This window comes from Variovorax sp. 350MFTsu5.1, from assembly GCF_048302515.1.
Taxonomy (GTDB): Bacteria; Pseudomonadota; Gammaproteobacteria; order Burkholderiales; family Burkholderiaceae_C; genus Variovorax; species Variovorax guangxiensis.
Genome location: NZ_CP157620.1, coordinates 4,164,411 through 4,190,378, shown reverse-complemented (window position 1 = coordinate 4,190,378; position 25,968 = coordinate 4,164,411). Strand labels below are relative to the sequence as shown.

General features: G+C 68.3%; 24 protein-coding genes. 19 read left to right on the top strand and 5 right to left on the bottom strand.

All coding sequences use genetic code 11. The features are described 5' to 3' along the window. Window positions 1-15: 15 nt before the first annotated feature. Complete coding sequence (locus ABL843_RS19060) at window positions 16-1,896, bottom strand: sigma-54-dependent Fis family transcriptional regulator (protein WP_418116876.1); 1,881 nt, start codon at window positions 1,894-1,896, stop codon at window positions 16-18. Window positions 1,897-2,110: 214 nt separating this feature from the next. On the opposite strand from ABL843_RS19060, the gene adh reads away from it, so the two are divergent. Both adh and ABL843_RS19050 read left to right on the top strand, forming a co-directional pair. After that, on the top strand, window positions 2,111-3,631 hold the full coding sequence (adh, locus tag ABL843_RS19055) for an aldehyde dehydrogenase (RefSeq protein WP_418116875.1): 1,521 nt from the start codon (window positions 2,111-2,113) through the stop codon (window positions 3,629-3,631). Then, a complete protein-coding gene (locus ABL843_RS19050; protein WP_418116874.1) occupies window positions 3,631-4,029 on the top strand; it encodes a DUF779 domain-containing protein in 399 nt (132 codons plus the stop codon). Before adh ends, ABL843_RS19050 begins: the two co-directional genes overlap by 1 nt. A gap of 12 nt (window positions 4,030-4,041) precedes the next feature. Here ABL843_RS19050 and ABL843_RS19045 read toward each other — a convergent pair whose 3' ends face one another. After that, complete coding sequence (locus ABL843_RS19045; RefSeq protein ID WP_418116873.1) at window positions 4,042-4,962, bottom strand: LysR family transcriptional regulator; 921 nt, start codon at window positions 4,960-4,962, stop codon at window positions 4,042-4,044. Between the two features lie 140 nt (window positions 4,963-5,102). Here ABL843_RS19045 and ABL843_RS19040 point away from each other — a divergent pair, with 140 nt between their 5' ends. The 13 genes from ABL843_RS19040 (at window position 5,103) to ABL843_RS18980 (ending at window position 20,589) form a co-directional block, all read left to right on the top strand. After that, window positions 5,103-5,519, top strand: a complete 417-nt coding sequence (locus ABL843_RS19040) for a YjfI family protein (RefSeq protein WP_184636946.1) — start codon at window positions 5,103-5,105, stop codon at window positions 5,517-5,519. A gap of 11 nt (window positions 5,520-5,530) precedes the next feature. Beyond that, a complete protein-coding gene (locus tag ABL843_RS19035; protein ID WP_184636948.1) occupies window positions 5,531-6,244 on the top strand; it encodes a PspA/IM30 family protein in 714 nt (237 codons plus the stop codon). Window positions 6,245-6,249: 5 nt separating this feature from the next. Beyond that, complete coding sequence (locus tag ABL843_RS19030; protein ID WP_126021946.1) at window positions 6,250-6,630, top strand: hypothetical protein; 381 nt, start codon at window positions 6,250-6,252, stop codon at window positions 6,628-6,630. A gap of 25 nt (window positions 6,631-6,655) precedes the next feature. Next, the gene (locus tag ABL843_RS19025) at window positions 6,656-7,309 is read left to right on the top strand and encodes an OB-fold-containig protein (RefSeq protein WP_126021947.1); all 654 of its coding nucleotides are present in this window, start codon (window positions 6,656-6,658) and stop codon (window positions 7,307-7,309) included. A gap of 70 nt (window positions 7,310-7,379) precedes the next feature. Beyond that, complete coding sequence (locus ABL843_RS19020) at window positions 7,380-9,572, top strand: hypothetical protein (protein WP_184636951.1); 2,193 nt, start codon at window positions 7,380-7,382, stop codon at window positions 9,570-9,572. After that, a complete protein-coding gene (locus ABL843_RS19015) occupies window positions 9,569-10,114 on the top strand; it encodes a zf-TFIIB domain-containing protein (RefSeq protein ID WP_126021949.1) in 546 nt (181 codons plus the stop codon). Before ABL843_RS19020 ends, ABL843_RS19015 begins: the two co-directional genes overlap by 4 nt. 12 nt (window positions 10,115-10,126) lie before the next feature. Further along, window positions 10,127-15,382 carry a DNA repair ATPase gene (locus ABL843_RS19010; protein WP_418116872.1) on the top strand — a complete coding sequence of 1,752 codons (5,256 nt, stop codon included), beginning with the start codon at window positions 10,127-10,129 and terminating at the stop codon, window positions 15,380-15,382. Window position 15,383: 1 nt separating this feature from the next. After that, window positions 15,384-16,118 carry a phospholipase D-like domain-containing protein gene (locus ABL843_RS19005; protein WP_369661780.1) on the top strand — a complete coding sequence of 245 codons (735 nt, stop codon included), beginning with the start codon at window positions 15,384-15,386 and terminating at the stop codon, window positions 16,116-16,118. Continuing rightward, window positions 16,115-16,894 carry a hypothetical protein gene (locus ABL843_RS19000; protein ID WP_418116871.1) on the top strand — a complete coding sequence of 260 codons (780 nt, stop codon included), beginning with the start codon at window positions 16,115-16,117 and terminating at the stop codon, window positions 16,892-16,894. Before ABL843_RS19005 ends, ABL843_RS19000 begins: the two co-directional genes overlap by 4 nt. A gap of 129 nt (window positions 16,895-17,023) precedes the next feature. After that, window positions 17,024-18,199 (top strand): CaiB/BaiF CoA transferase family protein, encoded by a 1,176-nt coding sequence (locus ABL843_RS18995; RefSeq protein ID WP_418116870.1) that lies wholly within the window; start codon window positions 17,024-17,026, stop codon window positions 18,197-18,199. Next, on the top strand, window positions 18,196-19,185 hold the full coding sequence (locus ABL843_RS18990; RefSeq protein ID WP_418116869.1) for a hydroxymethylglutaryl-CoA lyase: 990 nt from the start codon (window positions 18,196-18,198) through the stop codon (window positions 19,183-19,185). The genes ABL843_RS18995 and ABL843_RS18990 overlap by 4 nt, the downstream gene beginning before the upstream one ends. Beyond that, window positions 19,182-19,562 carry a VOC family protein gene (locus tag ABL843_RS18985; protein ID WP_126021955.1) on the top strand — a complete coding sequence of 127 codons (381 nt, stop codon included), beginning with the start codon at window positions 19,182-19,184 and terminating at the stop codon, window positions 19,560-19,562. The genes ABL843_RS18990 and ABL843_RS18985 overlap by 4 nt, the downstream gene beginning before the upstream one ends. Window positions 19,563-19,611: 49 nt before the next feature. Next, entirely contained in the window at window positions 19,612-20,589 is a 978-nt protein-coding gene (locus ABL843_RS18980; RefSeq protein ID WP_126021956.1) for a Bug family tripartite tricarboxylate transporter substrate binding protein, read from the top strand. A 53-nt stretch (window positions 20,590-20,642) separates the two neighbouring features. Here ABL843_RS18980 and ABL843_RS18975 read toward each other — a convergent pair whose 3' ends face one another. Then, entirely contained in the window at window positions 20,643-20,789 is a 147-nt protein-coding gene (locus ABL843_RS18975; protein ID WP_301509455.1) for a hypothetical protein, read from the bottom strand. 219 nt (window positions 20,790-21,008) lie between these two features. On the opposite strand from ABL843_RS18975, the gene ABL843_RS18970 reads away from it, so the two are divergent. After that, window positions 21,009-21,500: a GNAT family N-acetyltransferase gene (locus ABL843_RS18970; protein ID WP_418116868.1), complete on the top strand. Its 492-nt coding sequence runs from the start codon at window positions 21,009-21,011 to the stop codon at window positions 21,498-21,500. On the opposite strand, the gene ABL843_RS18965 is transcribed toward ABL843_RS18970, so the two are convergent. Continuing rightward, a complete protein-coding gene (locus ABL843_RS18965; RefSeq protein WP_126021958.1) occupies window positions 21,497-22,063 on the bottom strand; it encodes a LuxR C-terminal-related transcriptional regulator in 567 nt (188 codons plus the stop codon). The two genes, ABL843_RS18970 and ABL843_RS18965, sit on opposite strands and share 4 nt — an antisense overlap. Window positions 22,064-22,176: 113 nt before the next feature. On the opposite strand from ABL843_RS18965, the gene ABL843_RS18960 reads away from it, so the two are divergent. The 3 genes from ABL843_RS18960 to ABL843_RS18950 all read left to right on the top strand — a co-directional run bounded on the left by ABL843_RS18960 (window position 22,177) and on the right by ABL843_RS18950 (window position 24,768). Beyond that, a complete protein-coding gene (locus ABL843_RS18960) occupies window positions 22,177-22,980 on the top strand; it encodes a CoA transferase subunit A (protein ID WP_126021959.1) in 804 nt (267 codons plus the stop codon). Window position 22,981: 1 nt separating this feature from the next. Next, window positions 22,982-23,620 carry a 3-oxoacid CoA-transferase subunit B gene (locus tag ABL843_RS18955; RefSeq protein ID WP_019652014.1) on the top strand — a complete coding sequence of 213 codons (639 nt, stop codon included), beginning with the start codon at window positions 22,982-22,984 and terminating at the stop codon, window positions 23,618-23,620. Window positions 23,621-23,694: 74 nt separating this feature from the next. Beyond that, window positions 23,695-24,768 (top strand): DUF4241 domain-containing protein, encoded by a 1,074-nt coding sequence (locus ABL843_RS18950; RefSeq protein ID WP_418116867.1) that lies wholly within the window; start codon window positions 23,695-23,697, stop codon window positions 24,766-24,768. A gap of 3 nt (window positions 24,769-24,771) precedes the next feature. On the opposite strand, the gene ABL843_RS18945 is transcribed toward ABL843_RS18950, so the two are convergent. Further along, a complete protein-coding gene (locus ABL843_RS18945) occupies window positions 24,772-25,941 on the bottom strand; it encodes a pyridoxal phosphate-dependent aminotransferase (protein WP_418116866.1) in 1,170 nt (389 codons plus the stop codon). Window positions 25,942-25,968 lie beyond the last annotated feature (27 nt).

Genomic DNA, 25,968 nt, shown 5'->3' with positions numbered 1-25,968 from the left:
CGCGTACGTTCGACGTCAGTTCCCGGCGGGCTTGCCGCGCTGGCGCGCGAGATGCCGGTAGATCGTGCTGCGGTGGATGCCCAGCCTGCGCGCGGCCTTCGCGACGTCGTGGTCGCAGGCCTTCAGTGCCTCGTCGAGGGCGTGGCGCGTCATGGCCTGCAGGGGCGCCGCCTGCGGTGCGGCCGGCGTCGGCGCGTGCTCGGCTGGAGGCGCGTGATTGCCGAGCAGATGCGCCGGGAGCATGGCCGCGGTCACCGCATCGCCCGCGTCGGCCAGCGCCACGATGGAGCGCAGCGTGCTGCGCAGTTCGCGCACGTTGCCCGGCCACCGGTATGCAGCCAGGGCTTCCAGCGCGTCGGCCTCCAGCTGCAGATGCTTCGCCGCGCCGCCCGCTTCGAGGAAAAGCCGCGAGATCAGCGCATGCCTGTCGTCGCGTTGCCTCAGCGCCGGCAGCGTGACGGTGAAGCCGGCCACCCGGTACATCAGGTCGGCGCGGAAGCGGCCGGCTTCCACCAGCGAGGGCAGGTGGCCGTGGGTGGCGCAGACCAGGTCGAAGTCCACCGGCACGCCCTGGCCGCCACCCAGCGGCGTGACCAGGCGTTCCTCCAGCACGCGCAGCAGCCGCGTCTGCAGAGCCAGCGGTATTTCCGCGATCTCGTCGAGGAACAGCACGCCGCCGTGGGCTTCGCGGATGCGCCCCGCCATGCCCTTGCGCTTCGCTCCGGTGAAGGCTCCCTGCTCGTAGCCGAAGAGCTCCGATTCGATCAGCGTCTCGGGCAGCGAGGCGCAGTCCACCGCGACGAAAGGCCCCGCGCTGCGACGGCTGGCGGCATGCAGCCGGCGCGAGAACACCTCCTTGCCGCTGCCGGTCTCGCCGTTGACCAGCACGGAGACGCCTTCGTTGAGCACCCGCACCGCCTTGTGCAGCAGAGGCTGCACGTCGTCGGTTTCGGCCGCGCCCTGGGTATGCATGCCGCGGCGCTGGAGTGGACGAACGCTGCCCGGGTTGCTCGAGCGCTCCATCACCGTCGCGATCTGCCGCCCGCCCGGGAGCGTGAGCAGGCCGCGCCGGTGCTCCATGCGCGGCCAGTTCGCGCCGAGGAAGTCCTCGGCCTCCAGGTCGAGCAGCTCTTTCCAGGAGCGGCCGAAGAGTTCGAGTGCGACGCGGTTGGCCGCGACGATGCGGCCGCCCTCGATCACCATCAGCCCTTCGCGCGCCGTGCCGATCAGCGCCGGCCGCGCATGGAAGCGCAGCACGTGGCCGCCGGCCTCGGCCAGCATCATGCGGTGCTCGACCTGCTGCGCCGCCATGCGCACCAGCCCCAGCGCGTGGGTGTTCACACGCACCGTCTCGCCCGAGATGTCGAGTGCGCCGGCCAACTCGCCGCGCCCGGTGAAGATCGGCGCCGCCGCGCAGCCCAGTTCGCTGTTCTGTGCCAGGTAGTGCTCGCCGCCCAGCACCATCAGCGCTTCTCGCTCCGCCAGCGCGGTGCCGATGGCGTTGGTGCCCCGGTTGTGCTCCGACCATTCCACGCCGGGCTGCAGCGCGATGCGCTGGGCCTTGGGCAGGAAGTCGGCGCTGCCGATCTCCTCGAGGATCAGCCCGCTGGCGTCCGACAGGATCACCACGCAGCCGTTGCCGACCGCGTGCTCGGCCAGCCCGTCGAGCTCGGGCTGAGCGCAGTTCAGCAGGCGCATGGCCTGCTCGCGCCGCTCGCTCAGCAGGGCCAGAGCCATCGGCTCGGGGTCGACGGCATGGTGGTCGACCGGGCGGCTGCGCTGCCAGGAGCGCGAGATGTGAGGCGCGATCCACGGTGCCGGGTCGCAGCCCTGGCCGAAGAAGAGCTCCCGGGCCTGTGCCACTGCGATCGACGGCAACTGCGCTTGTGCACTCATGCGTGTCTCCGATGGGGTTTCGCCTTGTGCGACATCGTAGTCGCCATGTTCGCCGGAACATGTCGCAGATTGCGAATGAAAACCCGCTGACGCGCGCATCTGCACGGCGGAAGTACTCAGGGATTGTCCCGATCCGGCCGGGTACGAGGCTTGCGCTCCAGCGTGCGGCCGCCGCATGTCGCGGCGCCATCACCCTGCACATGGAGACAACGTCATGGACATGCTCGAACCGGGCAAATTCGGTACCACGGTGCCGTTCAAGAAGCGCTACGGCAACTACATCGGCGGCGAATGGGTCGCGCCGGCGGACAACCAGTATTTCGAGAACATCACGCCCGTCACCGGCAAGGTCTTCTGCGAGGTGCCGCGCTCCACCGCGGCCGACATCGAGCGCGCGCTGGACGCCGCCCACAAGGCCAAGGCCGCCTGGGGCCGCACCTCTACCACCGAGCGCGCCAACATCCTCAACAGGATTGCCGACCGCATGCAGGAGAACCTGGCCATCCTCGCGGCGGCCGAGACCTGGGACAACGGCAAGCCCATCCGCGAGACCACGGCGGCCGACCTGCCGCTGGCCATCGACCACTTCCGCTACTTCGCCTCGTGCGTGCGCTCGCAGGAGGGCGGCATCAGCGAGATCGACCATGAAACCTTCGCGTACCACTTCCACGAGCCGATCGGCGTGGTGGGGCAGATCATTCCGTGGAACTTCCCGATCCTGATGGCCGTGTGGAAGCTGGCGCCAGCGCTCGCGGCCGGCAACTGCGTGGTGATCAAGCCGGCCGAGCAGACGCCGGTGTCGATCCTGGTGCTGATGGAGCTCATCGGCGACCTGCTGCCGCCGGGCGTGCTGAACGTGGTCAACGGCTTCGGCGTGGAGGCGGGCAAGCCGCTGGCGTCGAGCAACCGCATCGGCAAGATCGCCTTCACCGGCGAGACCACCACGGGCCGGCTGATCTCTCAGTACGCGAGCCAGAACCTGATCCCGGTCACGCTGGAGCTGGGCGGCAAGTCGCCCAACATCTTCTTCGCCGACGTGATGGACAAGGACGACGCCTTCTTCGACAAGGCGCTCGAGGGCTTCGCGATGTTCGCGCTGAACCAGGGCGAGGTGTGCACCTGCCCGTCGCGCGCGCTCATCCAGGAGTCGATCTACGACCGCTTCATGGAGCGCGCCCTCAAGCGCGTGGCCGCCATCAGGCAGGGCAGCCCGCTGGACATGGCCACCATGATCGGCGCGCAGGCCTCCAGCGAGCAGCTGGAGAAGATCCTGTCGTACCTCGACATCGGCCGGCAGGAGGGCGCGAAGGTGCTGATCGGCGGCGAGCGCCAGCAGTTCGAGGGCGACCTCGCCGGCGGCTATTACGTGAAGCCGACCGTGTTCAGCGGCAACAACAGGATGCGCATCTTCCAGGAAGAAATCTTCGGCCCGGTGGTCTCGGTCACCACCTTCAAGGACGAGGAAGAGGCGCTGGCCATCGCCAACGACACCCTCTACGGCCTGGGCGCCGGCGTGTGGAGCCGCGACATGAACCGCGCCTTCCGCATGGGCCGCGGCATCCAGGCCGGCCGCGTGTGGACCAACTGCTACCACCACTATCCGGCGCACGCGGCCTTCGGCGGCTACAAGCAGTCGGGCATCGGCCGCGAGAACCACAAGATGATGCTCGACCACTACCAGCAGACCAAGAACCTGCTGGTGAGCTACAGCGAGAACAAGCTGGGCTTCTTCTGATGAGCGGCACCGGCGAAGTCCTGCGCGTCACCGCGACCGATGCCGCGCTCGCGCTGATCGACAGACTCGCCGCCAGGCACGGCCCGCTGATGTTCCATCAGTCGGGCGGCTGCTGCGACGGCAGCGCGCCCATGTGCTACGCCCGCGGCGAGTTCATCGTGGGCGACTACGACCGTCTGCTGGGGCACATCGGCGGCATGCCGTTCTACATCAGCGGGCCGCAGTTCGAGTACTGGCAGCACACGCAACTCATCATCGACATGGTGCCCGGCAGAGGCGGCATGTTCTCGCTGGAGGGGCCGCAGGGCGTGCGGTTCCTGACGCGCTCGCGGCTGTTCACTGATGAGGAGTGGGTGGTGCTGGAGGCGGCGGAGGCGGGACAGGCTCGCCGGGCGTGACGAAGCGCGGTTTCAGGGGCCGGTCGGGTGCACAAGCTGCCGCACCAGCAGCCGCGCCGCGGGAGAGAGATCGGCCCCTGTCTTCGTCGCCATCAGCAACCGCCGCGTGGCCCACGCATCGCTGAGCCGCACGACCTTCAGGTCGAGCGCCTCCACCTGCGCCTTGCACGCGGCCAGCGGCACCACGCCGATGCCGAGGTTGGCCGCGATCATGTGGCACATCGCATCGAAGCTGCGCACTTGCACGCGCAGGCGCATCGGGATGCCGGCCTGTTCGGCCGCGCGCGAGGTGAGTTCGAGCAGCGAACTGCTGCGATTCAGGCCGACGAACTCATGCGCGAGGCAGGCCTTGAAGCTGGTCTGCTTCACGCGGCTGCGTGCCAGCGGATGTTGCCTGGCGCACAGCACCACGAGCTCGTCTGTCTGGAAGGGTGCGACATCGAGGCCGTAGGCGGGCGTGTTCTCGGCGAAGACGCCGACGTCGGCAAGGCCGTCGACGAGTGCGCGCACGATGTCGCCGCTCAGTTGCTCCTCGACTTCGACGCGGATATCCGGATGCTGCGCCAGGAAGGTCGCTAGCGTGGTGGGCAGGAACTCCGTCAGCGCCGACATGTTGGCCCACAGCCGCACATGGCCGCGCACGCCGCTCGAATAGTCGCCGAGCTCGCTGCTGAACTGCTCGAAGCCCTGGAAGAGGCGCATCGCATGCTGCATCGCCACATGGCCCGCGGGCGTGAGCGCGATGCCCTGCGAGCTGCGTTCGAGCAGCTTCGATCCCGTTGCGGCCTCGAAGTCGGAGAGCCGCCTGCTCGCTGCGGAGAGCGCGAGGTGGCATGCCTCCGCGCCCTTGGTGATGCTGCCCGACTGGGCGACAGCGCAGAACAGGCGCAGCGTCACGAAATCGACACGAGCGGGGTTGATCGGGTTGGCCATCGGCGAATTCTAGGTAGCGCGCCAGTGCCGAAAGTCATGGGCCCGGCGAAAGAAATTTTTTGACATGTTATGTCCGCGCACCTATAGTGAATCCATCGAAGCACCGCTCGCTTCCAACGGTATTCACCACAAGGAGAGGTATGCAACCACTGCTCGATCAACTGAAGGGACTGGATGTGCTGGCAGGCGCCGAGATGGGCGGGCGGTCCGTGCAGCTGCAGCCCATTCCGGGCCACACGCCCGTGATCCAGGTGAGCATCGAGGGGCGCGACGAACTGCCGATCTTCGTCACGAGTTCGGACATGCAGATCATCTGCATCTGCTACCTCTGGGGCGAGGAAGAGGTGAAGCCCGCACGCCGCACTGAGCTGCTCGAATCGCTGCTCGACTTGAATCCCTCGGTTCCCTTGTCTTCCTTCGGTCGGGTCGATGGCCGCTATGTGCTCACCGGAGCGCTGGGCCGCGATGCCAGCGTGCAGGACATCGCACGCGAGGTTGCTGTGCTCAGCGACAACGCGCTCGATGCGCTCGACGCTCTTTCCGAATTCCTGAATTAAGCGGAGGTCCCATGACAGTCATCAAGAAGCTCGTCACCCTGCTGCGCGGCAGCGCGCGCGAAATCGGCGAGAGCGTGGTCGACAGCAACGCCACGCGCATCTACGAGCAGGAAATCATCGACGCCAAGCACAGCATCGAGAAGGCCAAGGGCGACCTCACGGGCGTGATGGCCAAGGAGATGCAGTCGGCCCGCGAGATCGAGCGGCTGAAGAACGAGGCCGCGCGCTACGAGGGCCTCGCGCTCGAAGCGCTCAACAAGACGCAGGAGGGCCTGGCGCTCGACGTCGCGGCCAAGGTCGGCGCGCTCGAGCAGGAGCTTGAAGAGCAGGCCAAGGCCCACGCCTCCTACGCGCTGCAGGTGTCCAAGCTCAAGGACCTGATCAAGTCGGCCGAGGCCCGCATCCGCGAGCACGAGCGCGAGATCGGCATCGCCAAGACCACCGAGAGCGTCTATCGCGCCACGCAGTCGATCTCCGAGAACATCGGCGCCGGCGGTTCGCGCCTGGCCAACGCGCGCGAGTCGCTGGAGCGCATCCGCGCGCGCCACGAAGACTTGTCCGACCGCATGACCGCCAGCAAGCAGCTGGAAGATGAATTCGGCCACGGCGCGCTCGAGAAGAAGCTGGCCGCCGCGGGCATCGGCGGCGACGCCGACCGTGCCAGCAAGGTGATGGAGCGCATCCGCGCCCGCCAGGCCAAGCCCGCAGGGCCCGAGGCGCAGTAGGCACCATGCGCGTCAAGCCGGTTCGCTGGCAAGGCTCGGACGAGGCGATACGCGCCGTCCAGGTCGCCTTCGACGTGGAAGAAGCCGTGCTCGAGGCCGTGCGCACAGCGGCCTTCAGGCAGCACGTCTCCACGTCCGACCAGATCCGGCAGGTGTTGGGCCTCGCCACTACCGCCAAGCCGAAACGGCCGCGCCTCACGGTGTCGCTGAGCGGCGCCGACTATGAATTCCTGGCGAAGCGCTACGACCTCGCCGCAGACGACAGACTGGCCATCAAGGAGAGGGCCACGCGCGACCTGATTGCCTTCGCGGGCAAGCCGGCGGCGGCAACGAAGAAGAACACCGGCGGGAGGATGCCGGTACGCAGCAGCAAGCAGAACAACTGACAACAACCCGCACGCGGGAGGATCAATGGGCGATTTCTTGGGAGCGGTGACGGGGTACCCGACCGCGATCTACACGGTGCTGCTCGGCGTCGTGGTGATCTACTGGGTGCTCGCGATGCTCGGCATGGTCGACATCGAACACAGCGGCCTCGATGTCGACGTCGGCGTGCACACGCATGCCGACGGCGACGCCAGCGACATCGGCCACCTGGCCAGCTACGTGGTGGCCCTGGGCCTGAACGGCGTGCCGTTCTCGGTGGCCGTGAGCCTGCTGGTGCTCGTCGCGTGGACCGTGTCCTGCCTCGGCGGCGAGTGGCTGCTGCCGCTGGTGCCCACCATGGCGCTGCAGCTGCTGGCCGGCACCGCGCTGCTGGTGGCCAGCGCGGTCATCGCCATTCCGATCACCGCCGTCGCGATCCGTCCGCTGCGCGGCCTCTTCGTGAGCCACACGGCCGTGAGCAACGCGGCGCTGGTCGGCCAGCTCTGCCGTGTCGTGACCGGCGTGGTCAACGAGAAGGACGGCCGCGCCGAAGTCGCGCGGCGCGGCGCCAGCCTGAACATCCGGGTATGGGCCACAACGCCCAACGCCCTCAAGCGCGGTTCGCAGGCGTTGATCGTCGAGTACGACGAGGCGGCCGCGCGCTACCTCATCGTCGCGCACGACGAGCAGTCCGCCTGATCGCGCGCGCTGCCGGGCGCGCCACACCTTTCACCCGTTTCTTTCGCTCTCAAGCATTTCTGGAGAAAAAATGGAGCCCATCATCTTCGCCATCGTCATACTGGCCGTCGTCATCCTCGGCCTGTTCGCGATGTTCGCCAAGTTCTATCGCAAGATCGAGCAGGGCCACGCGCTCATCGTGAATACGTTGCGCGCGGAGCCCGAGGTGACCTTCACCGGGCGCATGGTCTACCCGATCATCCACAAGGCCGAATTGATGGACATCTCGGTCAAGACCATCGAGATCGACCGTTCGGGCAACGAGGGCCTGATCTGCCGCGACAACATCCGCGCGGACATCAAGGTGAAATTCTTCGTGCGCGTGAACAAGACCGCCGACGACGTGCTGAAGGTGGCGCAGGGCATCGGCTGCGCACGAGCCTCCAACCACGAGACGCTGGAAGAACTGTTCTCCGCCAAGTTCTCCGAGGCGCTGAAGACGGTGGGCAAGTCGATGGACTTCGTCGACCTCTACCAGGCGCGCGACAACTTCCGCGACCAGATCGTGAGCCAGATCGGCAACGACCTCTCGGGCTACGTGCTGGAAGACGCGGCCATCGACTTCCTCGAGCAGACGCCGCTGTCGGAACTCGACGCCAACAACATCCTCGACGCGCAGGGCATCAAGAAGATCACCGAGCTCACGGCGGTGGAGCACGTGCGCACCAACGAGCTGCGCCGCAACGAGGAGATGCAGATCAAGAAGAAGAACGTCGAGACGCAGGAAGCCCTGCTCGAACTGGAGCGCCAGCAGGCCGACGCCACCGCGCGCCAGCAGCGCGAAATTGCCAGCGTGCGTGCCCGCGAGGAGGCCGAGACCGCCAAGATCCAGGCCGAGGAGCGCACCAAGTCCGAAACCGCGCGCCTGCTGGCGGAGCAGTCGGTGTCGGTGCAGCAGGAGAACGTGCAGCGCGAGAAGGAAGTGGCCGAGAACAACCGCAAGCGCGCTGTGGCCGTCGAGGAAGAAAAGGTCATCCGCGCCCGCGACCTCGAAATTGTCGACCGCGAGAAGGAAGTGACGCTGCAGCGCATAGAGAAGGACAAGGCCGTCGAAGTGCAGAAGAAGGCCATCGCCGACGTGATCCGCGAGCGCATCGTGGTCGAGCGCACGGTGGCCGAGCAGGAAGAGGCCATCAAGGAACTGCGCGTGGTCGCAGAGGCCGAGCGCACCAAGAAGTCGGTCGTCATCATGGCCGAGGGGCAGGCCGACGAGAAGATGGTGCTCGACCTGAAGGCAGCCGAGACGCAGGAGAAACGCGCACGCCACAAGGCCGCGGAAGAACTCACGCTGGCCGATGCCAAGCTGAAGGTGGCCGAGCGCGAGGCCGAGTCGAAGAAGCGCGAGGCCGAGGGCGTCGAGGCCATCTCCGCCGCGCCGGGGCTGGCCGCCGCCAAGGTCGAGATCGCCACCGCGCAGGCCAAGCTCGCGAGCTTCGAGGCGGAAGCTTCGGGCAAGGAAAAGCTGGGCTTGGCCGACGTGCACGTGCGCCAGGCCGATGCCGATGCGATCCTCAAGGCCGGCCAGGCCGACGCGCAGGTGATCGAGGCTCGCTCGCAGGCCGAAGCCGCGGGCATGCGCGCCAAGTTCGAGGCCGAGGCCTCGGGCAAGGAAAAGCTCGGCCTCGCCGAGGTCAACGTGCGCACGGCCGACGCCGAGGCCACGCTCAAGTCGGGCCAGGCCGATGCTCAGGTCATCGAAGCGCGCTTCGGTGCCGAGGCCAAGGGCCTGCACGAGAAGTTCGAGGCCATGAAGGCCATGAGCCCCGAGACGCGCGATCACGAAGAGTTCCGCATGCGCCTGGAGAAGTCGCACATCGAGACTCTCAAGGGCATCGACGCACAGACGTCCATCGCCAAGGAACAGGCCGAGGTGCTGGGCACCGCACTGGCCAACGCCAAGATCGACATCGTGGGCGGGCAGGGCGACTACTTCGACAGCTTCGTGCGCTCGCTCTCGGTGGGCAAGGGCATCGACGGCGTCATCTCCAAGAGCAACGCGCTGCAGGTAGCCTTCAAGGATCAGCTCTCCGGCGAGCGCGACGTGGTGAAGGACCTGCGCGACATCGTCGGTGCGCTCGGCAGTTCGTCGGGCGAGGTGCAGAACCTCAGCGTGGCAGCGCTGATGAACAGGATCGCCAGCGACGGCAGCGAGAGCCAGAAGAGCGCGCTGCGCAACCTGGTCGCCACCTTCCGCAACGGTGCCGCCGGGGAAGTGGCGCGATGAACCCGAGCCTCACGTGCAGCTGCCCCGCGCACTCGCCGATGCGGCCGGTGGCGCTGGCCGAGGGGCTGCTCGCGGTGCAGTGCGACGATTGCCACGGCATGCTGATGGACATGGACGACTGGCGCGCCTGGAAGGCGGGCGACGCGAGCCGCGTGCCCCAGGCGGTCGACGACGAGGTCATCGAGGTGTTCGATGCCACGGCGGTGCGGCACTGCCCCGAATGCCAACGCCTGATGCAGCGCCTGCGCATGAGCGCAGGCCCCGACTTCCGCGTCGACCGCTGCGTGGCCTGCCAGAACCTCTGGTTCGACCAGGGCGAGTGGCGCGCCATCGTGAGCCGGGGCCTGGCCGGCCGGCTCGACGAGATGCTGTCCGACGGATGGCAGCGCCGCCTGCAGACCGAGGTGGTCCGCGAGGCCCGCGTTGCCGCGCTGCGCCGCCGCTACGGCGACGTATGCATCGACGAGCTGGACCGCATCCGCGCCTGGCTCGATACCCAGCCCCACCGCGACGAACTGCTCGCCTTGCTGCGCGCGGACTGACCGCGCCGATCTATGCAACCAACGGATGAAAAAGGCGCGCCGCCGGGCGGCACCGCCGAATCGCAGACCGAGGCGCTTGTGTCCGGCAGCGGCAGCTACGACCTGCTGAAGAAGCGGCTGGAGAACCAGGGCGAGGGCCTGCTGAAGAAGACGCAGGCGCTCAACGAGCAGCGGCTGGCAGAGTTCGGCCGCTCCGACCAGGCCCTGGTGCTGCGCACCCGCGCGCGCACCGAGAACAACGCCGTGGCACGCGACCTCGTGCGCATCGGCGACCTGCTGCTGTTCGGCTACAACGTGTTCATCGGCCTGCGCAAGGAAACCACGGTCGGCGACGTGTTCGGGCTGTACCGCCTGGTGTCTCCGGGCGAGGCCGGGCAGGGCGCCGACAGCGACGAGCTGCAGCCGGTGCCGCTGGCGGGCAGCTTCCTCGAAGATGCACGCTTCGCCTCCGACTTCCGCGAGCTGTACGCCTACTACAAGCAGGCCACGCTGCTGCAGCTGCGCGTGACGCAGGACAAGCTGCTCGCCTCCTTCCAGATCGGCCAGCAGCTCACCGACGTGCGCGTCTTCCGCTGGGCCATCGAGCGTGACGGCCGCATCCAGTACATCGACAACCGCGGCGAGCGCGACATCGCGCTGCCGCCCAGCCACGACTTCGAGTGGACGGTGGCCACGCGCGAAGACCACGTGGGCGGCAAGCACCCGCACGTCAACGTGCTCGACACCGTCTTCGTCGAAACGCTGGGCGGCGACCTCACGATCAAGATCGAGAACAACACCGAGACCGGGCTGGGCATCTACAGCGAGCCGGTGGAAGACCGCAGCCAGTCGCTCGCCGACGCCGAGATCGCGTGGGCGAAGCTCGGCATGCTGATCCTGCTGCGCGTGAGGCCCTATCGCGAGCAGGTCACGCGCTACCTGGTGTTCAACATCCGTACCCAGCAGGTCGAGCGCATCGATGCCATCGGCGGCTCCTGCGTGCAGCTGCCGGAAGACCACGGCATCATCTTCCCGGGCGGCTACTACCTGCAGTCGGGAGAGCACAAGCGCTTCGACCTGCCGGCCGAGACGGTCGAGAACCTGCGCTTCAAGCGCATGCTGCGCTCGCCCAACGGCGAAGACGTGGCCTACATCTTCTACGACCCCAGGCCCGGGCGCTACGCGCTCTTCAACTACAACCTGATCGAGAAGAAGCTCGCCACGCCGATCATCGCCAACGGATACGCACGCTTCGCCGACGGCCGCATCCTGGTGTTCCACGACAACGACAGCGAGCCGACGCGCGTGCACCCGATGCAGCTGTGGCAGACGCCGTTCGCCAGCGAAGAGTACGTGAGCGCGCAGCCGCCCGCCACCGGCTTCTTCGGCAAGATCGGCAACGCCGAGCTGGTCCGTGGCGTGAGCGACCTGATGGGCATCGCCCGCGCGGTGCGCGAGCAGGCGCCGACCAAGGCGGCCTACGAGGACCTGATCCGCCAGTGCACCCGGGTGAGCGATGCCTACTTCTGGCTCGATGCGCCCGAGGCCACCGGCCTCATGGCCGAGCTGCGCAGCATCGCCGAGGTGGCGCGCAGCACGCTGGCCGAGTTCGAGAAGGTCGACACCATCCGCCGCGAGACGGCGCGTGCGCTGGCCCGCGCGGAGGAAGAGCAGCGCGCGCTGCTGGTCGACATCGCCAGCACGCTCTGGCGCGCACCCGACGACTTCGTGAAGGCGCTGGGCCGGCTGCGCGAACGGCGCGGCGCGCTGCAGATGCTCAAGGAGCTGCGCTACGCCGACCTGCCGCGCATCGCCGCGATGGACGCCGCGCTCGAATCCGAGCAGCAGCGCATCGGCGAGCGAGCCATGCAGTTCCTGGCGGCCGACACGGCCTTCGCCGGCCAGCGCCATGCGCTGGACAAGCTCGCGACCGAGCTGCCCAACCTCGCCACCTCGCCGGCGCTGGGGCAACTGCTCGCCACGCTCGACGAACAGGCAGCCGGGCTCGACCTGCTGACCGAGCAGCTGGGCAGCCTGCCGGGTGGCGATGCGGTCGTCCGCACCTCCATCCTCGACCGCATCTCGCTGATCTACGCCGACATCAACCGCATGCGCGCCGATGCGCGTGCGCGGCGCAAGTCGCTGGGCGCGACCGAGGCGAGGGCCGAGTTCGGCGCGCAGTTCAAGCTCTTCGGCCAGGCGGTCGAGAACGCGCTGGAGTTCGCCGACACACCCGAGAAGTGCGACGACGCGCTCACGCGTCTTCTGGCGCAGCTGGAAGAAATCGAAGGCCGCTTCGCCGAGCAGGACGAGTTCCTGGGCGACATCGCCGAGAAGCGCGAGAACGTCTACGAGGCCCTGTCGGCCAGGCGCCAGACCCTGGTCGAGGCCAGGCAGCGCCGTGCGCAGGGCGTGATCGACGCGGCGGGGCGCATCCTCGACGGCATTCCGCGCCGCATCGCGCAGTTCGCCGAGCTGGGGCAGGTCCACAGCTATTTCGCCGCCGATCCGATGATCGGCAAGCTGCACACGCTGATCGCCGACCTGCGCACGCTGGGCTCGGCGGTGCCGGCCGACGAGCTCGACACCCGCCTGAAGACCGCCCGCGACCAGGCCCTGCGCGCCGTGCGCGACAAGCGCGAGCTGGTGAGCGAGGGTGGCGACACGCTGCGCCTGGGCCGCCACGCCTTCACCGTGCACCGCCAGCCGGTCGACCTGACGCTGGTGGCCCGCGATGAGGGCATGGCCTACCAGGTCACGGGCACGGACTACATGAGCCCGGTGGACGACGAGCGCCTGCGCGCGTTGCAGGCCTACTGGGGCCAGTCGCTGGTCTCCGAGACGCCCGATCTGTCGCGCGCCGAGTATCTCGCCGGGTGCCTGCTCGAGGCGCTGCTCGAAGGCAAGGCCGAACGCAGCTGGACCGACGTGCGCACGCTGCTGGCCGAAGACCCGCAGCATCCGCAGCTGCTCGAAATGGTCCGCCGCTTCGCCGCCGCGCGCTACCAGGAGGGCTACCAGAAGGGCATCCACGACGACGACGCGCTTCGCCTGCTGGCCGCGCTGGTCGCCATGCAGGACCAGGCCGGGCTGCTGGCCTGGGGGCCGACGGAGCGCGCGCTGGCCTTGCTCTACTGGCAGCACGGCCACCTCATCGCACACCGCGAGTCGCTGCTGCGCCGTGCGCGCGCGGCACTGCAGATGCAGGAGCTGTTCGGGCGGCGCGACGCCCTCGACCAGCTCGAGGCCGACGTCGCCCGCTCGCTGGGCCATTTCCTGCGCGAGGTGCTGCCAGACATGCTCGCGGTGGCGGAGAAGGCGGAAGAAGAGCAGGAGCCCGAGGGCCGCAAGGCGCTCGTCGCCACGCTGTGCGACCAGTCGGCCGCCTACCTCGTGCGCGAGCTTGCGGCGCATGGCGGCGAGACCTGGGTGGTCTCGGGGGCCGGCGAAGACCTTGCCGCAGCGTTGCTGCGCGAGCTTGAGCGTGGCCGCCGACGCGAAGCCTGGCAGGCCGATCTCGACGCCGCGCCGCCGGCCGAGCGCTGGCGGCTGGCGCGCGACTGGGTGCGCGCCTTCGCCGTGCACCAGTCGCCGCAATCGGTCGACTGGGTGGACGACGCGGCCAGCGTGCTCGCCATGCCGCTGCAGCGCACCCGCGTCAACGTGGCGCTCGACCAGACGGTGGAAGGGCTGCGCGGCGAACATCCGCGCGTGGCCGATGGTCGCCTGACGCTGAACCTCAACGACTTCTGGCGCCGCTTCCTCTTCCACACGCAGCACGCGGTGCCGGGCTTCGAGGCGCTGCAACGGCTGCGCCACGAGCTGCTCGAGGGCGAGAAGGCGCGGCTCAAGTTGAGCCAGTTCCAGGCCAAGCCCCTTTCCACCTTCGTGCGCAACCAGCTGATCGACGAGCTTTACCTGCCCATCATCGGCGACAACCTCGCCAAGCAGATCGGCTCGGCGGGCGAGGGCAGCCGCACCGACCGCATGGGCCTGCTGCTGCTGATCTCGCCGCCGGGCTACGGCAAGACCACGCTCATGGAGTACGTGGCCGACCGGCTGGGCCTGATCTTCGTGCGCATCAACTGCCCGGCGCTGGGCCACGGCGTGACGGCCATCGACCCGGCGAACGCGCCCAACAGCGCGGCGCGGCAGGAGCTGGAGAAGCTCAACCTAGGCCTGGCCATGGGCAGCAACGTGATGCTGTACCTCGACGACATCCAGCACACGAGCCCCGAGTTCCTGCAGAAGTTCATCGCGCTGGCCGACGGCACCCGCCGCATCGAGGGCGTGTGGAACGGCGAGCCGCGCAGCTACGACATGCGCGGCAAGCGCTTCGCGGTCGTGATGGCGGGCAACCCGTATACCGAGTCGGGCGACGTGTTCAAGATCCCGGACATGCTGGCCAACCGCGCCGACATCTACAACCTCGGCGACGTGCTCTCGGGCCGCGAGGCGGCATTCGCGCTCTCGTACATCGAGAACAGCCTGACCTCCAACCCCACGCTCATGCCGCTGGCCTCGCGCGACCCCAAGGACGTGCAGCTGCTGGTGAAGATGGCACAGGGCCACGAGGTGCCGAGCAGCGCGCTGTCGCACGCGTACAGCGCGGTCGAGCTGGAGGAGATCAAGGCGCTGCTGCAGCGGCTCTTCCGTGCGCGCGATCTGCTGCTGAAGGTGAATCTCGCCTACATCGAGTCGGCCGCGCAGCAGGAGTCGTACCGCGCCGCGCCGCCCTTCAAGCTGCAGGGCAGCTACCGCAACATGACCAAGCTCGCGGGCAAGATCACCGCGCTGATGCGCGACGACGAACTCGATGCGCTGCTGCGCGACCACTACCGCGGCGAGGCCCAGACCCTGACCACCGGCGCCGAGGAGAACCTGCTACGCCTGGCCCAGCTCCTGGGCAGCCCGACGCCCGAGGAGGACGCGCGCTGGAAGGAGATCTGCGAGGAGTTCGTGCGCCAGCGCAAGCTGGGCGGGGCCGACGTGGATGGCAGCCAGCGCATCGCCAGCAGCATGCTCGACGTGGCGCGCGCGGTCGACAGGCTCAAGCCCGAACCCGTTGCGCCCGCGGAAGGGCCGAGCGAAGGCCAGCGACTGGCCGATGCCGTGCTGCAGATCGCCGTGACTTATCGCGAGCTGATCCTGCCGCTGGTGACCGCCACCGAGCGCCGCCTGGAGCTGGACCGCTCCATCGCACAGAACATGGAGCGGCTGGCGGCGGAGGCGATGGCGACGCGTGCGCAGCCGAAGCGCACGCCCAGACCGGACAACAAGGAGCAATGAGATGTCGGCCCTGCCCGCGACCACAGAAGCACCGTCCACGCTGCCCGCGTTGCTGGCCCAGCTCGACGACACCCTCGCCGATGCCCGCCTGAGCGACGACGAGCGCCGCGTGCTGGTCCACACGCTGCGCGAGGCCCAGCCGCCGGAAGACGGCCTGCGCCAGCTGCGCAACCGCGCCTTCGACCTGGTGCGTGCCCGCACTGCCGACCCCGAGCAGCTGGCTCTGCTGAAGTGGCTGGAGGGCGTGGTCCGCGCCATCGACACCGGCCGCTCGGCCGACGGCAGCGTGACCGTGCGCTCGCAGGCCTTCTTCAGCCCCGGCACGGCCTGCCTGCAGGCCATCAACCATCAGCTGCGCTCGGCCAGGCATTCCGTCGACCTGTGCGTGTTCACGCTGTCGGACGATCGCATCACGGCCGAGGTACTGGCCGCGCACCGGCGCGGCGTGTCGCTGCGCTGCATCTCCGACAACGACAAGGAGTTCGATGCCGGCAGCGACATCGGCCAGCTGCGCGCCGCCGGCATTCCGGTGGCGGTGGACCGCACAGAGGCGCACATGCACCACAAGTTCGCCATCTTCGACGGCGCCCGGCTGCTCAACGGCAGCTACAACTGGACGCGCAGCGCCTGCGAGTTCAACGAGGAGAACCTGGTGCTGACGAACGACCCTCAGCTCGTGCGGCGCTTCGCCGACGAGTTCGACAGCCTCTGGAAAGAACTGCAGGCCCCCCGATGAGCACCCGACGCATCGACTACGACTGGGAGCTGCCACCCGAGATGCAGCAGCGGCTGGGTGGCTCCAGCTACGGCGCGCAACGCGTCATTCACGAGCAGGGGCACCTGATGGTGATCCTGCACGAGCCGCCCGCAGGCACGGGGTCGGAGCGCAAGTCGGCGGTGTTCCTGCGCAAGCCCGACGGTACCTGGCTGCACAAGGGCAACAACCCGGGCGAGCGGCCGCTGGCCAAGCTGGTGGAGAACTACCGCGCGACCCTGGGCGCCTTCGAGGTCCGGCACGAGGCCGCCGAAAACTCGGAGGCCCTGTTCCAGATCCTCGGGCCGCTGATTCCGCTTTCGCGCGCAGCGTCGAACATGCAGGCCACCCTGCAGGCCGCGCGCGAGGCCGTGCCGGGGGACCCGATGATCACCGACCTGCGCGACCGCGCGGTCGAGATCGGACGCGGGCTCGAACTGCTGCTGGCGGACACCCGCATGTCGCTCGACTACAGGCTCGCGCACGCCGCCGAGCAGCAGGCGCGCGCGGCCAACGAAGTCAGCCGGGCGCAGCACAAGCTCAACACCATCGCTGCGCTGACATTCCCGCTGATGGCCATCGGCGCGGCCTTCGGCATGAACCTGCACAGTGGCGTCGAGAACCTGCCGGGCTGGGTGTACTGGGCGATCTTCGGCGCGGGGCTCTTCATGGGCGTGCTGCTGCGCGGATGGGTGAAGGCGCCCGATGCGCCTGTGCCACCGGCCGCCGCCGGATCGGGCATCTCGAAGAGAAAGTAGGGGCGGGCAACGCCGCCGTCAGCCGGGTCCTTCGCGTTTCGCGAAGGACTGCTGCCGCCAAAGCAATTCCGCATTCCGCGATCCGTTCCTAGAGTCGGGGCCAGCCCAACAAAGGAGACGGACGCGGACATGAATGCACTCGAAGGCCTGAAGGTGCTGGAGCTCGGCCAGCTCATCGCCGGCCCCTTCGCCGGCAAGACGCTGGCGGAGTTCGGCGCCGACGTGATCAAGGTCGAGCCGGCCGGCGTCGGCGACCCGCTGCGCAAGTGGCGGCTGTTGCGCGACAACGGTACCTCGGCGTGGTGGGAGGTCCAGTCGCGCAACAAGCGCTCGGTGTGCCTGGACCTGCGCAGCCCCGAGGGACAGGAGGCCGTGCGCGCACTGGCACTCGAAGCCGACGTGCTGATCGAGAACTTCAAGCCCGGCACACTCGAAGGCTGGGGCCTGGGCTGGGAGGCGCTGCATGCGCTGAACCCCCGGCTCATCATGCTGCGCATCTCGGGCTACGGGCAGACCGGGCCCTACCGCGACAAGCCCGGCTTCGGCGTGCTCGGCGAATCGATGGGCGGGCTGCGCTACCTGAGCGGCGAGCCGGGCCGTGTGCCGGTGCGCGTGGGGGTGTCTCTGGGAGACACGCTGGCGGCGCTGCATGGCGTGATCGGCGTGCTGACCGCGCTGCACCACCGCACGGCGCATGGCGGCGAAGGCCAGTTCATCGACGTGGCGCTCTACGAGTCGGTGTTCAACGTGATGGAAAGCCTGCTGCCAGAGTACGACGCCTTCGGTGCCGTGCGCGAGCGTGCCGGCAGCGCGCTGCCCGGCATCGCGCCGACCAATGCCTACCGCTGCGAGGACGGGCAGTACGTGCTGGTGGCCGGCAACGGCGACAGCATCTTCCGCCGGCTGATGCGCGCCATCGGCCGCGAGGACCTGGAGAACGACCCCGGGCTGGTGCACAACGACGGCCGCGTGCTGCGCGTGGAGGAGATCGACGCCGCCATCGAGGCATGGACGCTGCAGCGCAGCCGCGACGAGGTGCTGGCCGCGCTCGATGCGGCGGGCGTGCCTGTCGGGCGCATCTACACGGTGGCCGACATCGCGAGCGACCCGCAGTACCTGGCGCGCGGGATGATCGTGGAAGCGTCGACTTCCGACGGCGCCACGCTGAAGGTGCCGGGCGTGGTTCCCAAGCTCAGCGCCACGCCGGGGCGCATCGCGCACCCCGCGCCACGGCTGGGCGAGCATGACGGCGATCTGCGCGGTGCCGGATGGCCCGCGCGGCGCGCGGAAGGAGTTGCGGCATGAAGGCGGGCAACGGCACGCGGCTGTTCTTCAACGAGGTCGCGACGCGCGACGGCTTCCAGATGGAGAGCCGCTTCATCCCGACGGAGGACAAGATCGCGCTGATCGACCGGCTCAGCGGCCTGGGCTACGCGAAGATCGAAGTCACGTCGTTCACCTCGGCGAAAGCGATTCCCGCACTGCGCGATGGCGAGGAGGTGATGAATCGCATCGCCCGCCGGCCAGGCCTGGTCTACACCGCGCTGGTGCCAAACCTGCGAGGGGCGGAGCGCGCGCTGGAGAGCCGCATCGACGAGTTCAATATCGTCATGTCGGTGAGCGAGACGCACAACCTCGCCAACCTGCGCATGACGAGGGAGCAGTCGTTCGCGCAGCTGGCCGGCGTCATCGCGCTGGCGAAGAAGGCCGGGGTGCCGGTGAACGTGTCGCTGTCGTGCGTGTTCGGTTGCCCGATGGAAGGCGAAGTGCCGTTCGCGACGGTGCAAGGCTGGATCGACCGCTTCGCCGCGCTCGAGGTGCAGGGCATCACGCTGTGCGACACGACGGGCATGGCCTATCCGACGCAGGTGCGGGAGCTCTGCGAATCCGTGCTGGCGAGCCACCAGGCGCTGGAATGGACGGCCCACTTCCACAACACGCGCGGCATGGGCCTCGTGAATACCGTGGCGGCGGTGGAGGCCGGCATCCGCCGGCTCGACATGTCGCTCGGAGGCATCGGCGGCTGCCCCTACGCGCCGGGTGCGACAGGCAATGTGGCGACCGAGGACGTGGTCCACATGCTGCAGTGCATGGGCTATGACACCGGCATGCACCTAGAGGGCCTGATCGCCACTGCGGCGGAACTGGAAGCGCTGGTGCGGCACGAGTTGCCGGCCCAGGTCTCGCGCGCAGGCCATCGGCTGACGCGGCATGCGCCCCCGCCGGACTTCGACGACATCGTCATCCGCGCCCGGGAGCGCGGCCAAGCACACAAGGAGCTGCAACCATGATCGACCACCTGGACCACCTCGTGCTGACCACCTCGCACGAGGAAGCCTGCATCCGCTTCTATGTCGACGTGATGGGCATGTCGCTGGAGAGCTTCGGCGCCGGCCGCAAGGCCTTTCGCTTCGGCAACCAGAAGATCAACCTGCATGTGAAGGGCCACGAGTTCGAGCCCAAGGCGCAGCTGCCGACGCCCGGCTCGCTGGACCTGTGCTTCATCGCCAGCGTGCCGCTCGACGAGGTCGTCGCGCGGCTCGGCGAGAAGGGTGTGCCGATCCTCGAAGGGCCGGTGATGCGCACGGGAGCCACCTCGCGCATCCGTTCGGTCTATGTGCGCGACCCCGACCTGAACCTGATCGAGATCTCGGAGCTGTCGCCCTGAGGCGAAGCCCCAAGAACAGCCAGCAATACAAAACCACCGGAGACAAACCATGAAACCCATCCACCGCCTTCTCGCGGTCGGCCTCGTGCTATCCGGTTCGGCCGCAACCGCCGCAACCGCCGCCGACGCCTGGCCCTCGAAACCGATCACCATGGTCGTGCCGACCGCGCCGGCCGGCTCGACCGACATCATGGCGCGGCTGGTCGGCGACCCGCTGCAGCGCGCGCTGGGCCAGCCTGTCGTCATCGACAACAAGCCCGGCGCCAGCGGCAACATCGGCACCGAGTTCGTGGCGCGCGCCGCGCCCGATGGCTACACGCTGTTGATGCAGTATTCGGGCTACCACGTCGGCAATCCCTCGCTCTACCCGAACATCCGGTGGAGCCCCACCAAGGACTTCGTGCCGGTGGCGATGGTGATGCGCGCGCCGCACGTGGTCGCGGTGAGCGGCAAGCTGCCGGTGAAGTCGATGAAGGAACTCATCGAGTACGGCAAGAAGAAGGAGGGCGGGCTCTTCTTCGCGTCCTCGGGCAACGGCTCGATCCAGCACATCGCGGGCGAACTGCTGTCGCGGCAGACGAAACAGGCGATGACACACGTGCCTTACAAGGGCTCGGGGCCGGCGATCAACGACCTGATCTCGGGCAACGTCGACATGTTCATCACCACGCCGCCCTCGGTCATCGGCCATTTCGCGGGTGGCCGCATCAAGCCGCTGGCGTACACGGGCAGCAAGCGGCATCCGTCGATGCCCGACGTGCCGACCTCGGCCGAGGCGGGACTGCCGGGCTACGAGGTGGAATCGTGGTTCGCGGTGTTCGCGCCGGCGAAGACGCCGCCCGAGGTCGTCAACAGGCTCAGCGCGGAACTCCGCAAGATCGTGGAGAGCGAAGCCTTCCGCAGGAAGGTGGACGAGCAGGGCGCCTTCGCGACCTACATGGACCCGCCGACGCTGGCGAAATTCGTCGACCAGGAGTTGGCTGCATGGTCGAAGGTGATCAAGTCGGCTGACATCAAGCCCGATTGATCGGGCCTTGTGGTGCCGGTGCCCTCTGCCCGGCCTGCCACGGATACGACCGGCTACAGCTTGACGTTGATGATCGACAGGATGATCGCGGAGAGCGTCATCGCGACGGGCAGCTTCCGCACGGCGAGCGCATGGGCGCGGGCGACGGAAGCCTGCGTCTGAAGCAGAAGGCTGCGTTCGGAATGGATGGGTGTGGACATTTCGGACTCCTGTGTGGTTGCGGGCTTGTTGCCCTTGATGGCCTCCACGATAGGCTTCGCAGCCTGCCGTGGCGCGGGCGTTTCGAGGACACGGCGTTTCCGTTTTCGCAACGATCCGTCGGCGTTCGGCCGGAACTTCAGGCTGGTTCTGCGGATCGGCGACGCTTCGTGTGGCGCGAGAATCCGGCGCCGACAACCGATGAAAGCAGACAGAAATAGATGACGAGCAAGAAGGCGGCGCTCCGGCCGCAGATACGCCGTGCCACCCCCGACGACTCGACCCCATGGCCGCTGCTGCTGGCCGCCGATGGCCCGCGCGCCGAGATCCGCAAGTACCTGTCGCGCGGCGAGCTCTGGCTGGCGGAAGCTGCCGGCCGGGCCGTCGGCCAGATGGTGCTGCTCGAAACCCGCATCGGCACCTGGGAGATCATGAACATCGCGGTGAGCGCCGATCTGCGCGGCCAGGGTGTGGGCACAGCGCTGCTGCGCAAGGCTAAGGCGCTGGCCGTGGAACGGGGCGCACACCTGCTCGAAGTCGGCACGGGCAACAGCAGCCTGCGCGAGCTGGCCTTCTACCAGCGCTTCGGCTTCCGCATCGCCGGGGTGGATCGCGACTTCTTCGTGCGCCGCGCAGCCGGCGGCAGGCTGCAGAAGCAGGACGGTATCGTGCTGCGCGACATGGTGCGCCTGCGCATCGAGCTCGCCGATTAGCCGGCGATCAGCTTCTGCACCAGCTCGGCCGTGGTCGCGGCCGCGTACTTGCGCATCAGCCGGGCCCGGTGCAGTTCCACCGTGCGGTGGCTGATGCCCAGCGCCTTGCCGATCTCCTTGGAAGTCAGCCCGCGCATCACCTGCGCGGCCACCTCGCGCTCGCGCGGCGTGAGCTCTGCCTTCACGGCGCGGCGCGAGCCCAGGTCCTCGAAGGTCCAGATGCCGGCCTCGTGCGGGGCGGCGCGGTTCATGGCGTGGCCTGTGACGTGGCACCAGAAGGTTTCGCCGGCGATGGCGCCATGCAGCCCGCCGAGCCGCTTCATCATGCGGTTGTCGGCGTAGTGCCCGCTGGCATTCAGAAAGGGCTCCATGCGCTTGCCGATGCGCTCGAACTCGGCCACGCTGGGGTAGAGGATGCTGAACGAATGCCCGACCAGCGCGGAGGGCGTTGCGCCGAAGATCTCGCAAACGCGCAGGTTGCACGCCACGATGGTGCGGTTGCTCGACACCACCATGCCGACGGGGGCGTGTTCAAAGGCCAGCCGGTAATCGATCTCGGGCATCGGGGGTCACCATTACGAAATACTACGTATGCGGGTACGTAGTATCGTTCAGGCCTCTTCCTCCGGCTTTTTTCCTGCTTCCACCTCTCTCATTCATCCATCAAGGAGCACGAGTGAACAAGATTTTTCCCACCGCTGACGCGGCACTCAAGGGAGTCGTCGCCGACGGGCAGATGCTCGCGGTCGGCGGCTTCGGCCTCTGCGGCATTCCCGAAGCGCTGATCGACGCGCTCAAGGACTCCGGCGTGCAGAACCTCACCGTCATCTCCAACAACGCGGGCGTCGACGGTTTCGGCCTCGGCAAGCTGCTGGAGACGCGCCAGATCAAGAAGATGATCGCGTCCTACGTCGGCGAGAACAAGGAGTTCGAACGCCAGTATCTCGCGGGCGAACTGGCCCTCGAATTCACGCCGCAGGGCACGCTGGCCGAGAAGCTGCGCGCCGGCGGCGCCGGCATTCCGGCCTTCTTCACCAAGACCGGCGTGGGCACCCAGGTTGCCGAAGGCAAGGAGCTGCGCGAGTTCGACGGCGAAACCTACGTCATGGAACGCTCGCTGGTGCCCGACGTGGCGCTGGTGAAGGCCGACGTGGCCGACAAGTCGGGCAACCTGCGCTTCCGCCTCACGGCGCGCAACTTCAACCCGGCTGCCGCCATGGCCGGCAAGATCTGCATCGTCGAAGTCGAGAAGATCGTCGAGGTGGGCGAGCTGGCCCCCGACGACATCCACCTGCCAGGCATCTACGTGCACCGCATCGTGCTCAACGCGAACCCCGAGAAGCGCATCGAGAAGCGCACCGTGAGCGCATCGGTCGATGCCGCCGCCGCGAAGGTCGAGGCCCAGACCGCCATCGCCGCTGCTGCCGCCGCAGGCAGCGAAGTGCCCGCCAAGGTCGTCAACAAGAAAGAAGGAGCCTGAGATGCCCTGGACCCAAGACCAGATGGCGGCCCGCGCCGCGCAAGAACTCGAAGACGGCTTCTACGTCAACCTCGGCATTGGCATCCCGACGCTGGTGGCCAACCACACCGGCGACAAGGAAGTGTGGCTGCAGAGCGAGAACGGCATGCTCGGCATCGGCCCGTTTCCCACCGAAGACCAGGTCGACGCCGACCTCATCAACGCCGGCAAGCAGACCGTTACCACGCTGCCCGGCTCGGCCATCTTCGGCAGCCATGACAGCTTCGCGATGATCCGCGGCGGCAAGATCAACCTGTCGATCCTGGGCGCGATGCAGGTCAGCACCAAGGGCGACCTCGCCAACTGGATGATCCCCGGCAAGATGGTCAAGGGCATGGGCGGCGCCATGGACCTCGTGGCCGGCGTGAAGCGCGTGATCGTGCTGATGGAGCACGTCGCGAAGAAGAAGGACGGCACCGAGGACCTGAAGATCCTCGAGAAGTGCACCCTGCCGCTGACCGGCGTGGGCGTGGTCGACCGCATCATCACCGACCTGGCCGTGATGGACGTGGTGCCCGAGGGCCTGAAGGTCGTCGAGCTGGCGCCTGGCGTCACCTTCGACGCGCTGCAGGCCAAGACGGGCGCCAAGCTGATCCAGTAAAGACGGCATCGACCCGACAGCACGCAAGGGGCCGCTTTCGCGGCCCTTTCCCGTTGGGGTGAGACACTGGGCGCATGGCTTACCTCGACCTCGAAAACCTGCGCACCGTTTTCCTCGACGACGAGGCGCTGCGCGTGCGGCGCCTGCAGCGGCAGTCCTGCGGGTCGCTCCAGGTCACGAGCGGCCGCATCGTGGCGTGCGATCCGCTGGTGCAGCCGGAACGCCCCCCTTTCGTGCGCAGCGTTTCCGGCCGGGGCGCTTTCCCTGCCGAGTTGCTTCAACACGAAGGCCGGCATGCGCTCGCGGTGCTCTGGCTGCGTGATCGCCGCGGACTGCAGCCCGCGGACCTGCACTGGGAACCCGCGCTGCTCGATGGCCAGTCGCAGAATGAGCTGGGCGACGACGAGTTCTACGGCTATCCGGTCGACGCGGGCGTCGGCTGCTTCATGGATGCCGACTGCACGGCCGCCATCGCCGAGCGCGAGGCGCGCGAATCGTCGGCCAACCCCGACTACGGCAGCTACTACGACGACGTGCTCGACGAGGAGCTGGGCAGCAAGGACATGGCCGACCACTACCCGCTGGGCGAGGGCAGCGCGAACAACGTGCTGATCTTCAGCTCGGGCTGGGGTGACGGCAGCTATCCGAGCTTCTGGGCGCTCGACGCCGCCCGCGAGCCGGTGGCGCTGGTGACCGACTTCATGACGATGCAGGACGGCGATGCGCGCAGCGAGGACGACAAGCGAGACGATGCCTACCTGGCGAGCCTGTCGCCCGAAAGGCTCGCGGCCCTCGAAGCCCTCGGAGCCGCGGCGATCAAGGGCGACGCGGCCGCGATCCGTCCTCTGCTCGACGGCGGGCTCGCGGGGGCCAACGACATCGTTCCGTCGCTCGGCGAGACCGCGCTCTTCAGTGCGATCCGCATGAACCAGCTCGAAGCCTTGCGCGTGCTGCTGGGCAGCGCGCCGTGCCCCGCCATGCCCGAGCATCTGCGCATCGAAGGCAAGGCGGAAAGCTACTCGGCCTTTGCGCGATGGCTCAAGAAGCCGCGCGTGCCGGGGCTGGTCGAGCTGCTCGAACGGGCTGAGGCCGCTGCGGCTGCTGAACCTGCAGGGGGCAAGAGTCTCTGGAAGCGCCTCTTTTCCTGAGCGTCAGGCCCCCAGCGCCGCCCGCACCTTGTCTCCCAACCCCCGCAGCCGCTCCACCGGCTCGTTGGAAAACACGAAGCGCAGGTACTGCGCACTGTGCGTCTCTCCCCAGCCCTTCATCGCGGTGGCGCAGACGCGGTGCGCCAGCAGGCGTTCCGACAGCGTCTGCCCGTCGATGCCGAAGTCGCTGGCGCGCAGCAGCAGCGACCAGCCGCCGCCGGGTACGCCCACCGGCAGGCCCTTGAGCTCGTCGAGCACGGTGTCGCGCCGCCGTTCCAGCTCCGCCACGTAGGCCCCGAGCGTGCGGGGCGATTGCTCCAGCGCGGTGGCCACTGCGTTCTGCGCGATGCCGACGGGCACCACCACGTTGGCCAGCGACACGGCCACGAGGTCGGGCATGTAGCTTTCGGGCGCTACGGTCCAGCCCACGCGCCAGCCGATCATGCGCAACTCTTTGGCGGATGAGCCCACGGTGATGGTGCGTTCGGCCATGCCGGGCAGGCCCGCGGGGTGGATGACCTTGCGGCCGTCGTACAGCAGGCGCTCCATCGCGGTGTCGAGGATCAGCGTGAGGTCGTGCTGCACGCACAGCGCGGCGATGGCGCGCCAGTCTTCCTCGTCGAAGCAGCCGCCCGAGGGCATCGAGGGCGACATCAGCAGCATGGTGCGCACGCGCGGGCCGATGGCGGCCTGCAGCGCCTCGCGGTCGAGCTTCCATTCGCCGCCGGGCGTGAACCTGAAGGGCACGTACTTCGGCGTGCCGCCCGCGAGGCGGATGCGGTTGAGCAGGCCCGCGTAGGTCGGGTCGGTCACCAGCACCTCGTCGCCGACCTCGACGGTGGCGAGCAGCGCGTTGAGGATGCCCGAGAGGCCGCCGGCCGAGATCACGCAGTTGCGCGCGCCGCTGTATTCCACGCCCGAGAGCGCCGACACATGCCGCGCCGCCACGTCGCGCAGGCGCGACTGGCCGATGAAGGGCAGGTAGCTGTTGTCGGGGTCGAACGATGCCGCGTGCACGGTGCGCGCGACGGCCTCGGGGTCGGGCGGGATGTCGACGTCGAGGTTCTCCAGCCGAAGGAAGGGCGGGCCGTCGGCGTCGTCGGCGATCGCGCCCATGCGGTCGACGCCGATGCCGGCGATGTGTTCGAGGCGGGCGGGGCGGTGGCGTGGCATGGGCGTGTCTCCAGGCTCCGTGTAGGG

Coding starts and splice junctions, on each gene's coding strand:
- ABL843_RS19060 (WP_418116876.1), bottom strand. CDS start 1,896: ATGAGTGCACAAGCGCAGTTGCCGTCGATCGCAGTGGCACAGGCCCGG.
- adh (WP_418116875.1), top strand. CDS start 2,111: ATGGACATGCTCGAACCGGGCAAATTCGGTACCACGGTGCCGTTCAAG.
- ABL843_RS19050 (WP_418116874.1), top strand. CDS start 3,631: ATGAGCGGCACCGGCGAAGTCCTGCGCGTCACCGCGACCGATGCCGCG.
- ABL843_RS19045 (WP_418116873.1), bottom strand. CDS start 4,962: ATGGCCAACCCGATCAACCCCGCTCGTGTCGATTTCGTGACGCTGCGC.
- ABL843_RS19040 (WP_184636946.1), top strand. CDS start 5,103: ATGCAACCACTGCTCGATCAACTGAAGGGACTGGATGTGCTGGCAGGC.
- ABL843_RS19035 (WP_184636948.1), top strand. CDS start 5,531: ATGACAGTCATCAAGAAGCTCGTCACCCTGCTGCGCGGCAGCGCGCGC.
- ABL843_RS19030 (WP_126021946.1), top strand. CDS start 6,250: ATGCGCGTCAAGCCGGTTCGCTGGCAAGGCTCGGACGAGGCGATACGC.
- ABL843_RS19025 (WP_126021947.1), top strand. CDS start 6,656: ATGGGCGATTTCTTGGGAGCGGTGACGGGGTACCCGACCGCGATCTAC.
- ABL843_RS19020 (WP_184636951.1), top strand. CDS start 7,380: ATGGAGCCCATCATCTTCGCCATCGTCATACTGGCCGTCGTCATCCTC.
- ABL843_RS19015 (WP_126021949.1), top strand. CDS start 9,569: ATGAACCCGAGCCTCACGTGCAGCTGCCCCGCGCACTCGCCGATGCGG.
- ABL843_RS19010 (WP_418116872.1), top strand. CDS start 10,127: ATGCAACCAACGGATGAAAAAGGCGCGCCGCCGGGCGGCACCGCCGAA.
- ABL843_RS19005 (WP_369661780.1), top strand. CDS start 15,384: ATGTCGGCCCTGCCCGCGACCACAGAAGCACCGTCCACGCTGCCCGCG.
- ABL843_RS19000 (WP_418116871.1), top strand. CDS start 16,115: ATGAGCACCCGACGCATCGACTACGACTGGGAGCTGCCACCCGAGATG.
- ABL843_RS18995 (WP_418116870.1), top strand. CDS start 17,024: ATGAATGCACTCGAAGGCCTGAAGGTGCTGGAGCTCGGCCAGCTCATC.
- ABL843_RS18990 (WP_418116869.1), top strand. CDS start 18,196: ATGAAGGCGGGCAACGGCACGCGGCTGTTCTTCAACGAGGTCGCGACG.
- ABL843_RS18985 (WP_126021955.1), top strand. CDS start 19,182: ATGATCGACCACCTGGACCACCTCGTGCTGACCACCTCGCACGAGGAA.
- ABL843_RS18980 (WP_126021956.1), top strand. CDS start 19,612: ATGAAACCCATCCACCGCCTTCTCGCGGTCGGCCTCGTGCTATCCGGT.
- ABL843_RS18975 (WP_301509455.1), bottom strand. CDS start 20,789: ATGTCCACACCCATCCATTCCGAACGCAGCCTTCTGCTTCAGACGCAG.
- ABL843_RS18970 (WP_418116868.1), top strand. CDS start 21,009: ATGACGAGCAAGAAGGCGGCGCTCCGGCCGCAGATACGCCGTGCCACC.
- ABL843_RS18965 (WP_126021958.1), bottom strand. CDS start 22,063: ATGCCCGAGATCGATTACCGGCTGGCCTTTGAACACGCCCCCGTCGGC.
- ABL843_RS18955 (WP_019652014.1), top strand. CDS start 22,982: ATGCCCTGGACCCAAGACCAGATGGCGGCCCGCGCCGCGCAAGAACTC.
- ABL843_RS18950 (WP_418116867.1), top strand. CDS start 23,695: ATGGCTTACCTCGACCTCGAAAACCTGCGCACCGTTTTCCTCGACGAC.
- ABL843_RS18945 (WP_418116866.1), bottom strand. CDS start 25,941: ATGCCACGCCACCGCCCCGCCCGCCTCGAACACATCGCCGGCATCGGC.